Source organism: Pseudomonas sp. GL-R-26, assembly GCF_019947365.1.
Classification (GTDB): domain Bacteria; phylum Pseudomonadota; class Gammaproteobacteria; order Pseudomonadales; family Pseudomonadaceae; genus Aquipseudomonas.
Window position 1 is genome coordinate 111,824 of the sequence record NZ_JAGYGI010000005.1, and the last position, 12,712, is coordinate 124,535.

General features: G+C 60.7%; 14 protein-coding genes. 5 read left to right on the forward strand and 9 right to left on the reverse strand.

Translation table 11 applies throughout. The features are described 5' to 3' along the window. Window positions 1–495, reverse strand: a complete 495-nt coding sequence (locus KGA96_RS07620; RefSeq protein ID WP_046043022.1) for a SprT family zinc-dependent metalloprotease — start codon at window positions 493–495, stop codon at window positions 1–3. Between the two features lie 157 nt (window positions 496–652). Then, the gene (locus KGA96_RS07625) at window positions 653–1,255 is read right to left on the reverse strand and encodes a Yip1 family protein (protein ID WP_046043020.1); all 603 of its coding nucleotides are present in this window, start codon (window positions 1,253–1,255) and stop codon (window positions 653–655) included. A 281-nt stretch (window positions 1,256–1,536) separates the two neighbouring features. Between KGA96_RS07625 and ttcA the strand changes: the two genes are divergently transcribed. Then, window positions 1,537–2,361 (forward strand): tRNA 2-thiocytidine(32) synthetase TtcA, encoded by an 825-nt coding sequence (gene ttcA, locus KGA96_RS07630; protein ID WP_008051493.1) that lies wholly within the window; start codon window positions 1,537–1,539, stop codon window positions 2,359–2,361. Between the two features lie 178 nt (window positions 2,362–2,539). Beyond that, window positions 2,540–3,214 (forward strand): DNA-3-methyladenine glycosylase I, encoded by a 675-nt coding sequence (locus tag KGA96_RS07635; protein ID WP_046043019.1) that lies wholly within the window; start codon window positions 2,540–2,542, stop codon window positions 3,212–3,214. A 100-nt stretch (window positions 3,215–3,314) separates the two neighbouring features. Here the strand turns inward: KGA96_RS07635 and KGA96_RS07640 are convergent, their stop codons facing one another. Genes KGA96_RS07640 through arsC form a run of 3 tightly spaced genes read right to left on the reverse strand, consistent with a single transcriptional unit; the run spans window position 3,315 to window position 4,688 of the window. Then, complete coding sequence (locus tag KGA96_RS07640; protein WP_223512213.1) at window positions 3,315–3,740, reverse strand: DUF2069 domain-containing protein; 426 nt, start codon at window positions 3,738–3,740, stop codon at window positions 3,315–3,317. Window position 3,741: 1 nt separating this feature from the next. Continuing rightward, a complete protein-coding gene (wrbA, locus tag KGA96_RS07645) occupies window positions 3,742–4,338 on the reverse strand; it encodes an NAD(P)H:quinone oxidoreductase (RefSeq protein WP_046043016.1) in 597 nt (198 codons plus the stop codon). Beyond that, the gene (gene arsC, locus KGA96_RS07650; RefSeq protein ID WP_046043015.1) at window positions 4,335–4,688 is read right to left on the reverse strand and encodes an arsenate reductase (glutaredoxin); all 354 of its coding nucleotides are present in this window, start codon (window positions 4,686–4,688) and stop codon (window positions 4,335–4,337) included. The genes wrbA and arsC overlap by 4 nt, the downstream gene beginning before the upstream one ends. A gap of 114 nt (window positions 4,689–4,802) precedes the next feature. On the opposite strand from arsC, the gene KGA96_RS07655 reads away from it, so the two are divergent. Further along, complete coding sequence (locus tag KGA96_RS07655; protein WP_046043014.1) at window positions 4,803–5,270, forward strand: TlpA disulfide reductase family protein; 468 nt, start codon at window positions 4,803–4,805, stop codon at window positions 5,268–5,270. Window positions 5,271–5,461: 191 nt separating this feature from the next. On the opposite strand, the gene KGA96_RS07660 is transcribed toward KGA96_RS07655, so the two are convergent. The 4 genes from KGA96_RS07660 to KGA96_RS07675 form a co-directional block, all read right to left on the reverse strand. Next, entirely contained in the window at window positions 5,462–5,866 is a 405-nt protein-coding gene (locus tag KGA96_RS07660; protein WP_223464202.1) for an META domain-containing protein, read from the reverse strand. Beyond that, a complete protein-coding gene (locus KGA96_RS07665) occupies window positions 5,866–6,300 on the reverse strand; it encodes a hypothetical protein (protein WP_007988765.1) in 435 nt (144 codons plus the stop codon). The genes KGA96_RS07660 and KGA96_RS07665 overlap by 1 nt, the downstream gene beginning before the upstream one ends. A 77-nt stretch (window positions 6,301–6,377) precedes the next feature. Then, on the reverse strand, window positions 6,378–7,370 hold the full coding sequence (locus KGA96_RS07670; RefSeq protein ID WP_223512215.1) for a 2-hydroxyacid dehydrogenase: 993 nt from the start codon (window positions 7,368–7,370) through the stop codon (window positions 6,378–6,380). Between the two features lie 95 nt (window positions 7,371–7,465). Further along, the gene (locus tag KGA96_RS07675; RefSeq protein WP_223464205.1) at window positions 7,466–10,219 is read right to left on the reverse strand and encodes a response regulator; all 2,754 of its coding nucleotides are present in this window, start codon (window positions 10,217–10,219) and stop codon (window positions 7,466–7,468) included. A gap of 215 nt (window positions 10,220–10,434) precedes the next feature. Between KGA96_RS07675 and KGA96_RS07680 the strand changes: the two genes are divergently transcribed. Both KGA96_RS07680 and KGA96_RS07685 read left to right on the forward strand, forming a co-directional pair. Beyond that, on the forward strand, window positions 10,435–11,154 hold the full coding sequence (locus tag KGA96_RS07680; protein ID WP_046043008.1) for a response regulator transcription factor: 720 nt from the start codon (window positions 10,435–10,437) through the stop codon (window positions 11,152–11,154). After that, window positions 11,144–12,565: a sensor histidine kinase gene (locus KGA96_RS07685; protein WP_223512217.1), complete on the forward strand. Its 1,422-nt coding sequence runs from the start codon at window positions 11,144–11,146 to the stop codon at window positions 12,563–12,565. Before KGA96_RS07680 ends, KGA96_RS07685 begins: the two co-directional genes overlap by 11 nt. Window positions 12,566–12,712: the final 147 nt, after the last annotated feature.

Genomic DNA, 12,712 nt, shown 5'->3' on the forward strand with positions numbered 1-12,712 from the left:
CTACTCGACCCGCATCTCCCCACTGAACACCAAGGTATTGCGACACCGCCGGCACAGGTACCGCCGTCCCTGCCGAACCAGGCTGTGGCGCTGTGCCGAGAACGGGAAGTCGCTGTCGGCGCACGGACACTTGTAGATGTAGCGGGTCACGCTGCGGCGTTTGACATCATAGGTGTGGCAGCGGTTGGGCGGCAGTTCGTACACGCCGCGCATGATCAATTGCCACTCTTCGCCATGGGGCTGGATGCGGTCGCCGAACAGCTGGTGGGCGATCAGATGTGCGACTTCATGGGCCACGGTCTGCTTGAGGAAATCTTCGGTGTTTTCCCGGTACAACTGCGGGTTGAAGCGCAGCAGGTTCTCGTGCAAATGCGCGACACCGGCTTTTTGCCCGCGCAGCTTGAGGCTCACCACGGGGCGCTTGAAAGGTCGTTTGAAAAAGGATTCGGCTAGTTGGAAACAGTCTTCGACGCGGGTATTGAGTTGCTCGGGCATGCTTGATGGATCTCCAGAGCGGTCGAGTATGCCGCAACCCTGGGACCTTGCGAATCGCCAAGGTGCCGAATGGTCGTGTGCCGTCTCGTTGCTGAAGAATGAAAAGGCCGCCTTGCGGCGGCCTTTGTCAGCAGTTCCGATTTTCAGTGATGAGCGACTAACTGGTGTAGACCGGGCCCACGCCGAGTCCCCAGACAATGACTGTGAACGCCATGATGGCGACCAGCACCACCAGGCCTACGGCGAGCACCGAACTTGAAAACAGGAAGCCCTCGTCAGATGGAATGTTCATGAATGTCGGCAAGCCCACATACAGCAAATACACCGTGTAGCAGATGGCGGCGGTGCCGACGATCATCCCCAGCCACAAGTGCGGGTACAAGGCAGCGAGTCCGCCGATGAACAACGGTGTGGCGGTGTAGGTTGCAAACGCAATGCAGCGGGCGAGGCTTGGGTTGGCGTCATAGGTGCGGGCCATCCAGTGGATGAACGCGCCCATTACCGCAACACCACCGAGCATCGCCACGTACGACATGATCGTCATCCATATCGCGCTTTCTACGGTCAGCATCACGGGAGCCCGATTGCCGATGACCCAGCCGACCTGCGTGGTGCCAATAAAGGCAGACACGGCGGGGATCGCCGCCAGAATCAGTGTATGGGTCAGGTACATGTGGCTGATGCTTTCCTCCTGGTCGCCACGGATTTCTTTCCATTCTTGGTCAGGGTGGGTGAAGAGCCCCACTACGTGATGGATCATGCCAGTCACTCCTCTTGTTTTACCGTCGCCCCCCAGTGGAGCGCCTACGGGCCAATGCGGCCAAGTAAGTCATAGGTCTGAATTTGTATGTGACCTTATGTCGCAGTATAGGGAGGAGTTTCCCCAGAGGGAGTAGGGGCTTTAGAGCAAATCGCGCTGTAAACCCGGTTGTTAATCGCTGCAGGGTCTGTAGGTGAGCTGGAGATGTTGCCCCCTCGCCACAAGTGCAAAGAATTTGCGTAAAATGCCGGCCTTTCGTCACACCTCACGGATTTCGCGTCATGGGCACTCTCACGGTCAACCAGAACAAACTGCAAAAGCGCCTTCGCCGACTGGCCGGTGAGGCAGTTGCCGATTTCAACATGATTGAAGACGGCGACAAGGTCATGGTCTGCCTGTCCGGTGGCAAGGACAGCTACACCATGCTCGATGTGCTGATGCACTTGCAGAAGGTCGCGCCGATCAAGTTCGAGATCGTGGCCGTGAACATGGACCAGAAGCAGCCGGGTTTCCCGGAGCACGTGCTGCCGGCCTACCTCAAGGAACTGGGGATCGAGTACCACATCGTCGAGAAAGACACTTACTCGGTGGTCAAGGAACTGATTCCGGAAGGCAAGACCACCTGCTCGCTGTGCTCGCGCCTGCGTCGCGGCACGCTCTATACCTTCGCCGATGAAATCGGCGCGACCAAGATGGCTCTTGGTCACCACCGCGACGACATCGTCGAAACGTTCTTCCTGAACATGTTCTTCAACGGTTCGCTCAAGGCCATGCCACCGAAGCTGCGCGCCGACGATGGTCGTAATGTGGTGATCCGCCCGCTGGCCTACTGCAACGAAAAAGACATCCAGGCCTACTCGGACTTCAAGCAATTCCCGATCATCCCGTGCAACCTCTGCGGTTCCCAGGAGAACCTGCAGCGTCAGGTGGTCAAGGAAATGCTGCTGGACTGGGAACGCAAGACCCCGGGCCGTACCGAGAGCATTTTCCGCAGCCTGCAGAACGTGATCCCGTCGCAACTGGCGGATCGCAATCTGTTCGACTTCACCAGTCTCAAGATCGACGAAAGCGCCGCATCGCGCTTCGTCAATGTGGTCAACCTCTAGTCAAAAACTGTAGGAGTAAGCCTGTGGCGAGGGGGCTTGCCCCCGTTGGGCTGCGAAGCGGCCCCAAATCTCTGATGAGCCAAAGATTTTGTGAGTGCTGCGCACTCAAACGGGGGCAAGCCCCCTCGCCACAGGTCGCTCCCACATTTGGTTTTTGTTTCATTCCTCAGGAGAGGGCATGCGCGATTACAAGTGGCTCAATGAATACTGTCTGAACCGCTTCGGTTCGGCGGCTGAACTGGAAGCCCATCTGCCCGTTCCCAAAACCCCGGCGCAACTGCGCAAAATCAGCGACGATCGCTACCTCTCGACGATGGCGTTGCGGGTATTCCGTGCCGGGCTCAAGCACAGCCTGGTGGATGCGAAGTGGCCGGCCTTCGAAGAAGTGTTCTTCAAGTTCGACCCGGAAAAAGTCGTGCTGATGAGTGCCGAGCACCTTGAACGCCTGATGCAGGACACGCGGATCATCCGTCACCTGGGCAAGCTCAAGAGCGTGCCGCGCAATGCACAGTTCATATTGGATGTGGCCCATGAAAAGGGCAGCTTCGGTGCGCTGATCGCCGATTGGCCGGTGACCGATATCGTCGGGCTCTGGACCTTCCTGAAAAAACGCGGACATCAGTTGGGCGGTCTGTCGGCCCCGCGTTTCTTGCGGATGATCGGCAAGGACACTTTTGTGCCGAGCTATGACGTGGTCGCGGCATTGAATGCGCAGGACATCATCGACAAGGTGCCGAGCAGTCTGCGCGACCTGGCGTTAGTGCAGGACGTGTTCAACCAGTGGTATGAGGAAAGTGGCGGGCGGCCGATGAGCCAGATTTCGATGATGCTGGCTTACACAGTGAATCATTGAGACCGAGTCGCCCCAATCGCGAGCAGGCTCGCTCCCACATTGGATCTGTGTCGTTCACAAAATCCCCTGTGGGGGCGAGCTTGCTCGCGATGGCGTCAGATCAGGTGGCAGAGATTTCACCTTCACCCACCAGCTTGCGGTTCAACTGATACCGCCAGCGCACATACAACAGTGCCGAACAAAACACCGCCAGACTCGCGCCCATCTCCAACAAACCGAAGATCTGCCGGTTCGGGTCATAGGCAGCCAATGCGCCCTTGATGAAATACAGGTTCACTACAAAGCACATCCACGAATGCCCGCGAGGGCTGCCGATGATCATCCCCGGTGCCAGAATCAGCAGTGGCACCAGCTCGATCAACAGAATCACCCAGGGGTGTGCCCCGTGCAGGTCGGCAATCGCCAGGTAGTAAACACACAGCAGTCCCACCAGGCCGAAAAAGCACAGCAGGCTGATGGCGCGCATCGCCTTGACCCGTGGTTCGAGCCATTCGAGGGCGGGCAGGATCTTCGGCTTCTTGGCCACCTCAGCTCTCCAGTTTCTGTGCAGTCTTGGCCAGACGCATACCCAGCGCGCGGCACAACGCCACTTCATGGGCATCCAGACCGCTTTTGCCGTCGGCACCGGCGTGGTGGCTGGCGCCGTATGGCGTACCGCCGCCCTGGGTTTCCAGTAGCGCCGACTCGCTGTAGGGCAGGCCGGTGATCAGCATGCCGTGGTGCAGCAGTGGCAGCATCATCGACAGCAGCGTGGTTTCCTGGCCGCCGTGCAGGCTCGCGGTGGAGGTGAATACACCCGCCGGTTTGCCCACCAGGGCGCCGGTCAGCCACAGGTTGCTGGTACCGTCGAGAAAGTACTTGAGTGGCGCGGCCATGTTGCCGAAACGGGTCGGGCTGCCGAGCGCCAGGCCGGCGCAGTTCTTCAGGTCGTCGAGGCTGGCATACAGCGCGCCTTCGTCGGGAATTTCCGGCGAAACGGCTTCGCACTCGGTGGAAATCGCCGGCACCGTGCGCAGGCGGGCCTCAAGCCCGGCCTGTTCGACACCACGGGCGATCTGCCGGGCCATTTCGTTGGTCGAGCCGCTGCGGCTGTAGTACAGGACCAGAATGTACGGTGCGCTCATGGCAACAGTTCCAGGATCTGCTCCGGTGGGCGGCCGATGATGGCCTTGTCACCGACTTCGAGAATCGGTCGCTCCATCAGTTTCGGGTGGGCGGCGATGGCGGCGATCAATTGCGCTTCGCTCAGGCTGCTGTCAGCCAGGTCGAGGGTCTTGTACTCGTCCTCGCCGGTGCGCAGCAATTGCCGGGCGCTGATCCCGAGTTTGCCCAGCAGGCCCTGGATCTGCGCGGCGTCCAGCGGGGTTTCCAGGTAACGGACCACGGTCGGCGTCAGGCCACGGGCTTCAAGCAGTTCGAGCGCACCGCGGGATTTCGAGCAGCGCGGGTTGTGATAAAGCGTCAGATCGGTCATGAGCGGGTCGCATCTTGCGTAAGGTGGCGGCTATTCTAACTGTGCAACGCGCAATCCAGAACCGTGAGAGGCGATGGGTCGCAGGTGCATTCAATTTTTGACAAGGAACACGACATGACAAGGCGACTGGCAGCAGCATTGGCGATCATCGGAGCGTTGATGCTGGGGGGCTGCGGTAATGACTATGGCATCGACCAAGATGGTCATAAAATCGCCTCTGACCGCCTGGATGGCAAATGGCTGGTGCTCAACTACTGGGCAGAATGGTGCGGACCTTGCCGTACCGAGATACCGGAGTTGAACACCCTGGCCGAGCAGCTCAAGGACAAGAAAATCGGTGTGTTCGGAGTCAATTTCGACAACGTCCAGGGGCAAGAGCTGAAGGGCGCGAGCGAGAAACTGGGGATCAGGTTCACCGTGCTGGCGCAGGACCCTTCCGAACTGTTCGAGTTGCCGCGCAGCGAAGCGTTGCCGGTGACCTACATCATCGATAACAAGGGCAAGGTACGTGAGCAGTTGATGGGTGAACAGACGGCGGCGGGGGTGATGGCGAAGCTTGAGGCGTTGCAGGCTAAAAACTGATCGGATGATCGATTCACTGTGGCGAGCGGGCTTTTTGTGGCGAGGGGGCTTGCCCCCGTTCGACTGCGTAGCAGTCGTAAACCGGTGTACATGGTGAATCTGATTAAACGCGGTGACTGGGTTTAGGGCTGCTTCGCAGCCCAACGGGGGCAAGCCCCCTCGCCACAGGTTTCTCGGGATACCCAGGGGGATCAACCCTCCTCAAGCCACCAACGCAGCGGCTTGCCTTCGGCTGGCCAGAAGCGTATCTGCTCGATCGGGGAGACGTCCCAGCGCTGGACGTTTTCCAGGGCCTGAAGGAAGCGTTTTTCCTGTTCCATCAGCGCCGGCGCGCACAATTTGCGGGTGCTGCCGATTTTGCCGAAGGTCAGTTTGTCGCCATCGAGGGTGTACGGCGCAAACCAGTGGTTGCAGCCGCCATTGCCGTAGGCCCGGCCATCTTCGCCGAAGGTGATGGTCAGGTGGCTGTAGTCCATCAACGGCCGCTCGCCGATCCACTCCAGAATGTAGCTGCGGTTCTGTTGCAGTTGCACCGGCTCGGCGGCGCAGCCCAGCAGGCTGGCGCCGACCATGGCGGTCAGAGCGAGGCGTTTCATCACGCAGGCTCCTGGCATTTCGGGCACAGGTGTTTCTCGCCGACAGTGGTCCAGCCCAACTCGGCAATCCGCGCGGTGGCGGCAGGCTTTTCGGCCTTGTTGCCCAGCTTGGCATCGACGGCGAACTCGAAGCTCAGCTCTTTGGCGCAGCTGTCACAGTTCACTTGCCAGGTGTGGATGGCCAGTTCACCGAACACCGGGCCACTGGCCACCGCGACCCATTGGCCGGGCGGGTTGATCAGGTGGCGAACCGTTTCGACGGTCAGGCGCATGGACAAGTCCTTCGCACCCTTGAGGGTCACGACCAGCACGTCATTGTTGCGAATCGAACCACCGTTGCCAGTGACTTGATAACGCCCCGGCACCAGGGCGCGGCATTCAGTGAGGGTGTGTTGCGGGTTCATCAGGCTGTAGCGGAAATCGTGTTCGACCATGGGTCCTCCAAATATGCGCGATATGCTAGCACGGGCTTGCACGCCGCATCGCGCAGGCAGATGACCTTCGATCCGTTTCAGTCTCCCGTCACCAGGTTTTCCGGGGTGCCCGCTGCCCAGGCTGAAATGTTGCGCAATGTGATGGTGGCAATCGCGTCCAGCGCTTCGCGGGTCAGGAAGGCCTGGTGCGCAGTGACGATCACGTTAGGAAAGGTCAGCAGCCGTGCCAGCACATCGTCTTGCAGCGGCAGGTCGGAGCGGTCCTCGAAGAACAACTGCGCCTCTTCCTCATACACATCCAGCCCGAGGTAACCCAGGCGACCGTCTTTCAAGGCATCGATCAGCGCCGGGGTGTCCACCAGGCCGCCACGCCCGGTATTGATCAGCATCGCGCCCGGTTGCATGTGCGCCAGGGATTGACGGTTGATCAGGTGCTTGCTCTGCTCGTTGAGCGGGCAGTGCAGGCTGATGATCTGCGATTCGGCAAGCAGCTGCGGCAGGCTCAGGTAGCGCGCGCCGAGGGCTTTGACCTGTGGGTTGGGGTAGGGGTCATAGGCCAGTAACTGGCAGCCAAACCCGCTCATGATTTTGGCGAAGGTCGCGCCAATCTGACCGGTGCCGACCACGCCGACGGTCTTGCCTACCAGGTCGAAACCGGTCAGCCCCTGTAGTCTGAAATCCCCATCTCGGGTGCGGTTGTAGGCGCGGGGCAAGCGGCGGTTGAGTGCGAGGATCAGCGCCACTGCATGTTCGGCCACGGCGTGGGGCGAATAGGCCGGGACGCGCACGATGGTCAGTCCCAGACGCTTTGCCGTCGGCAAGTCGACATGGTTGTAGCCGGCCGAACGCAGGGCGATCAGGCGTGTGCCACCGGCGGCCAGGCGCTCGAGCACCGCCGCGCCGAGGTCATCATTGATGAACGCGCAGACCGCTTCATACCCTTGGGCGAGCGCTACCGTGTCGAGGCTCAGGCGCGCAGGCTGAAATTGCAGCTCGATGCCGGCCGGTTGCTCGGCCGCGAGAAAGCTCTCGCGGTCGTAGTTCTGGCTGCTGAAAAGAATCGTACGCATGCGGTGCTCCTTGAAGGTGGCCTGCACCGTTGAGCAAGCCTGCATTCGACAGTCGTCAGGTTAGCTCGCCGGCAGCCTTTAACGATTGCGCTGCATCAAGCATTCATGCGCGCCTGGGCCGCCAGGCGATTGATTGCCCGGTCGAGCTCATCCAGTGCCACGCTGGCTTTCGGGTCCTGTTGCTTGAGCAGGGTTTCGCTGCGTTGGCAGGCCGCACGCAATTGCGGTACGCCGCAATAACGCGTCGCGCCATGCAGGCGATGGACCCGTTCGATCAGGGCGTTGTGGTCGTTGCTTTGCTGAGCGAGGCGGATGGCTTCGCGGTCGGCTTCCAGGGATGCGAGCAGCATCGCCAGCATGTCCGCCGCCAGATCTGCCTTGCCGGCGGCCAGACGCAATCCTTCGTCGTGGTCGAGCACCAACAGATCATGGGCGCCTGCATGTCCATCGCCGGAACGCTCCGGGCTGTGATTGCGCAGCGCCAGGCCACTCCATTTCAGCACCACCTGGGCCAATTGCCGTTCACTGATCGGTTTGGTCAGGTAGTCGTCCATGCCGCTTTGCAGCAGTGCGCGTTTTTCGTTGGCCATGGCGTGGGCGGTGAGGGCCACGATCGGCAGCGGGGTGCAATGGCGTTCGCTTTCCCACTGGCGGATCGCCTCGGTGCTCTGGCGACCGTCCATGCCGGGCATCTGCACGTCCATCAACACCAGATCGAATGTCTCGTTCTGTACCGCCTTGATGGCGGCATAACCGCTTTCCACCGCGAGCACCTTGGCGCCCATGTCTTCGAGCAGGGTCTGCACCAGCATCAGGTTGGCCGGATTGTCGTCGACGCAAAGTACCTTCGGGGCACGGCTGGACACCGGTTCGCCCGGTTCGCTGCGCATCGGTCGCGGGTTGACCAAGTCAGAAAGGGAGCGGCGCAGCTTGCGGGTGCAGGCCGGTTTCGCCTGGAGCTGGCTGTGGGGGTTGGGCACGGAAAGATGGAACAGCGTCTGTTCCGTGGTCGGGCACAGCACCAAGACTTTGCAGCCAAGATGCTCGAGGTCCCAGATGTGCTGGTTGAGGCGTTCCGGCGGCATGTCGTTACTGGTGATGCCGAGCACGGCAAGCTCGATCGCCTGGTCGGTCTGGTGGGCGGCGGTGACGCCATTGGTCAGGCTTTCCAGGGTATTGAACGGTGTGGTGCTGAGGCCGCAGTCTTCCAGTTGATGCTGCAACGCCTGCCGCGCCAGTTCGTGGTTTTCCAGTACTGCCACCCGTCGCCCGAGCAAGGGCGCGGAGGGCAGGTCTTCGGCATCGTCGCGGGTTTTCGGCAGGCTCAGGCTGATCCAGAACTCCGAGCCTTCCCCCGGCGTACTGTCGACGCCGATCTCACCGCCCATCTGTTCGATCAGGCGCTTGGAAATCACCAGGCCCAGGCCAGTACCGCCGGGCTGCCGTGACAGCGAGTTGTCGGCCTGGCTGAAGGCCTGGAACAGGGCGCGCACGTCCTGGTTCGACAGACCGATGCCGGTGTCCTGAATGCTGATGCGCAACTGCACGGTGTCTTCGTGTTCTTCTTCGAGCATGGCGCGGGCGACGATGGTGCCTTCGCGGGTGAACTTGATCGCGTTGCTCACCAGGTTCGTCAGGATCTGCTTGAGCCGCAGCGGGTCGCCTACCAGTGACAGCGGCGTGTCCCGGTACACCAGGCTCACCAGTTCCAACTGCTTGGCGTGGGCGGCCGGGGCGAGGATGGTCAAGGTGTCCTGGAGCAGGTCGCGCAGGTTGAACGGAATATGGTCGAGCACCAACTTGCCGGCCTCGATTTTCGAGAAGTCGAGAATCTCGTTGATGATGCCCAGCAGGCTGTCGGCGGACTTTTCGATGGTGCCCAGGTAGTCGAGCTGGCGTGGGGTGAGCTCGCTTTTTTGCAGCAGGTGGGTGAAGCCGAGAATGCCATTGAGCGGCGTGCGGATTTCATGGCTCATGTTGGCCAGGAATTCGGACTTGATCCGGCTCGCTTCCAGGGCTTCCTTGCGCGCCAGGTCCAGCTCGATGTTCTGGATCTCGATGGTTTCCAGGTTCTGGCGCACGTCTTCGGTGGCCTGGTCGATGCTGTGCTGCAATTCTTCCTGGGCATTTTGCAGGGTGCCGGCCATGCGGTTGATGCCGGAGGCCAGCTCGTCCAGTTCCTGACTGCCGAGGGGTGGCAAGCGGGTTTCCAGATGACCGTCCTTGAGTTGGGCCACGGCCTGCTTGATCTGGCTCAACGGCCGATTGATCGTGCGGCCCATGCGCAGGGCCAGCAGTGCCGCACCCGTCAGTCCCGCAATGATCAGCATCAGGCTGGCGAACAGGCTGCGGTAACCACGCAAAAGCATGCTGTTATGGGACAGTTCAAGCTCGACCCAGCCCAGCAGGCGATCGGCTTCTTCGGGAATCACGTCCCCGGCCAGGTTGCGGTGTTTGCCGAATACCGGCAGCAGATAGCGGGTCGCATCGTTGCCACTGCGGCGCAGCATCTGCGTGCCACTGCCGGAAGGTGTCTGGTTGAGCATGGTCGGGCCGGCGTGGGCCAGCAGCGTGCGGTCAGGAGCCAGGAAGGTCACCGCCCTCACGTCGGTTTGTTCCAGGGCCTGGGTGGCGATGCGTTCGAGCAGTTCGTTGTCCTGATGGCCCATGGCGGGCGCCGCCAGTGGGGCCAACTGCTCGGCGATCATTTCGCCGCGCTGCATGAGCTGGATGTGCAGGTCAGCCTGTTGCATCCAGGTAAAATAACCCCCCAGCACCAACGCCATCAGGCTGGTTGGCAACAGGGTCAGCAACAGCACGCGGCCTTTGATTCCCAGTTTCTTGAGCACGCATCTCTCCTGCATCCCGCTATTTATAGACCCGTACATGCATCCGCCATGCACCACTTGCGCAGTGTAGCGATTTGCTCGCGGGCAATCCTCGTAAAAATGGTGCCGTCATTCGTCGGTCCGGGCGGCTCTTTGGCAAAACGGACAAACCGTGGGTTGCCCCTGGCGAGGCAATCTTGAATAATCACTTAACTGAGAATTGTTTGCAGATAGTCATGGCTCCCATCACTGCTGGCCTCCCCCGAATCCTGTCCATCGAAGACGACCTTGTGCTCGGCGCCTACGTGCATGAGCATCTGGACCGCAGCGGCTTCCAGGTGACCTGGTGCCAGAACGGTCAGGAAGGCCTGGATATTGCCCGCAGGGAACCTTTCGACGTGGTGCTGATGGATATCCTGTTGCCGGGCATGGACGGCCTGGCGGTGCTGACCCAATTGCGCCAGAGCCATTCCACCCCGGTGTTGCTGATGTCGGCCCTCGGTGCCGAGGCCGATCGCATCAGCGGCTTTCGCCTGGGGGCCGATGATTACCTGCCCAAGCCCTTCAGCATGGTGGAGTTGAGGGTACGCATCGAAGCCATTCTGCGGCGGGTGGCACTCGACCGTCGACCCGCGCCCGCAGTGCTGGCCTCGTCAATGGACAGCCTGCGTTTCGACGATGAAAGCTTCGAGGTCTTTTACGGCGAACAGGCCGGTGGCCTGACCCGCAGCGAGTATCGGTTACTGGAGACGCTGCACCGCAGCGCCGACGAAGTACTGAGCAAAGCCTTCCTTTATCAACAGGTGCTGCAGCGCGGCTACGCGGCCCATGACCGCAGCCTGGACATGCACATCAGCCAGATCCGCCGCAAGCTCAAGGCCATTGGCTACACCGAGCGTGAAGTGCGCACGGTATGGGGCAAGGGCTACATCCTGAGCGCCGCCGATGAAATGTAATTTGCCGGGCAGGCATTCGCTGTTCTGGAAGCTGGCTTGTCTATTGGTCGCTTTCTGCCTGCTGATGATCTGGCTGAGTTGGTCTTGGGGCCGTTACATGGAGGAACGTAACCAGTTCCTCTCCGATGAGGCTCGCGGCACCCTGTCCGGTTATGCCGCCGAAGCCGAGCAGGCGTGGCAGCAGCGCCAGAACGTCGGTGTCGATGACTGGCTGCAAGGCATGCATCATCGGGAAAAAGGCTGGGTCGGTGTCATCGGCGGTGATTTGCAGTCCTTGAGCAACCAATCGCTGACGGACAAGGAAGTCGAACGCCTGACTTTTTTGCGCGGCCTCGATTGGCCAATCCACAAGAAAGGCCAACCGTGGATGCGCATACCGTTTCCCGGTGATCCGTCCGCCGGCAGCCTGGTGATCGAGCTGCCCAAGCGCTTCGTACCCGGGCGTTACCGGGTGTTCTGGCGGGTGATCACCAATGGCGTGATTCCGGGATTGTTCACCTTGCTGCTGTGCGTCGGGCTGTATCGCGTGTTGGTGGTGCCGCTCAACAGCTTGCGTGAACAGGCCAATGCCTGGCGTGCCGATCAACTGAACGTACGGCTGTCGACCCGGACCACCAATCGATCGGATGAACTGGGTGAGTTGGGGCGGGCGTTCGATCACATGTCTGAGCGCCTGCAAAGCACCGTGGCTTTGCAACAGCAACTGCTGCGCGATCTGTCCCACGAGTTGCGTACCCCCTTGAGCCGCCTGCGAGTGGCCAGTGAAAGCGAGCAGGGGCTGGAGCCATTGCGCGAGCGCATTGGTCGTGAGGTCGATGGCATGCAGCGCTTGGTGGAGGACACGCTGCAACTGGCGTGGCTTGATACCGAGCGCACCCGATTGCCCGACGAAGCGATCCAGATCCAGGCCCTGTGGGAAATGCTCACGGAGAACGCCTGCTACGAAAGTGGCTGGCCCGATACGCAGTTGCAATGCACGGTGGATGCATCCTGCTGGGTTCGCGGTCATCTCAACACCCTGGCCCAGGCGTTGGAAAATATTCTGCGTAATGCCATTCGTCATTCGCCGGCGGGAGGCATTGTCCAATTGGGCGGTCGTCGTGATGGCGATTTCTGGCACCTGTGGCTGGAGGATCAGGGTGGCGGTGTGGCAGAAGCTGATCTGGAGCGGATCTTCCTGCCGTTCACCCGACTCGACGGTTCGCGGCCGGGGGATGGTGGGTTTGGCCTGGGCCTGAGCATCGCCAGGAATGCGGTGCAGCGTCAGGGTGGACAGCTGTGGGCGCAGAACACAGGGACCGGGTTGCGGATGAATATGCGCTTGTTGGCGGATGTTAATAGCGCCAGTGCCGACGCCATCGCGAGCAGGCTCTCTCCCACATTGACCGTGTTTGAATCGCGAAACCTGTGATCACCGCGGTACCCTGTGGGAGCGAGCTTGCCCGCGAAGAGGCCCTCAAGTTCACCGCAAAATATCTGCTTATTCCCATTAACCATAAGCACCATACTTTGCGTGATATGGCCTGCGAACGTTTGCCGGTATGATAGGCACCCCCGC

Coding starts and splice junctions, on each gene's coding strand:
- KGA96_RS07660 (WP_223464202.1), bottom strand. CDS start 5,866: ATGAAACGCCTCGCTCTGACCGCCATGGTCGGCGCCAGCCTGCTGGGC.
- KGA96_RS07635 (WP_046043019.1), top strand. CDS start 2,540: ATGCGCGATTACAAGTGGCTCAATGAATACTGTCTGAACCGCTTCGGT.
- KGA96_RS07620 (WP_046043022.1), bottom strand. CDS start 495: ATGCCCGAGCAACTCAATACCCGCGTCGAAGACTGTTTCCAACTAGCC.
- KGA96_RS07685 (WP_223512217.1), top strand. CDS start 11,144: ATGAAATGTAATTTGCCGGGCAGGCATTCGCTGTTCTGGAAGCTGGCT.
- KGA96_RS07680 (WP_046043008.1), top strand. CDS start 10,435: ATGGCTCCCATCACTGCTGGCCTCCCCCGAATCCTGTCCATCGAAGAC.
- wrbA (WP_046043016.1), bottom strand. CDS start 4,338: ATGAGCGCACCGTACATTCTGGTCCTGTACTACAGCCGCAGCGGCTCG.
- KGA96_RS07670 (WP_223512215.1), bottom strand. CDS start 7,370: ATGCGTACGATTCTTTTCAGCAGCCAGAACTACGACCGCGAGAGCTTT.
- ttcA (WP_008051493.1), top strand. CDS start 1,537: ATGGGCACTCTCACGGTCAACCAGAACAAACTGCAAAAGCGCCTTCGC.
- arsC (WP_046043015.1), bottom strand. CDS start 4,688: ATGACCGATCTGACGCTTTATCACAACCCGCGCTGCTCGAAATCCCGC.
- KGA96_RS07625 (WP_046043020.1), bottom strand. CDS start 1,255: ATGATCCATCACGTAGTGGGGCTCTTCACCCACCCTGACCAAGAATGG.
- KGA96_RS07655 (WP_046043014.1), top strand. CDS start 4,803: ATGACAAGGCGACTGGCAGCAGCATTGGCGATCATCGGAGCGTTGATG.
- KGA96_RS07665 (WP_007988765.1), bottom strand. CDS start 6,300: ATGGTCGAACACGATTTCCGCTACAGCCTGATGAACCCGCAACACACC.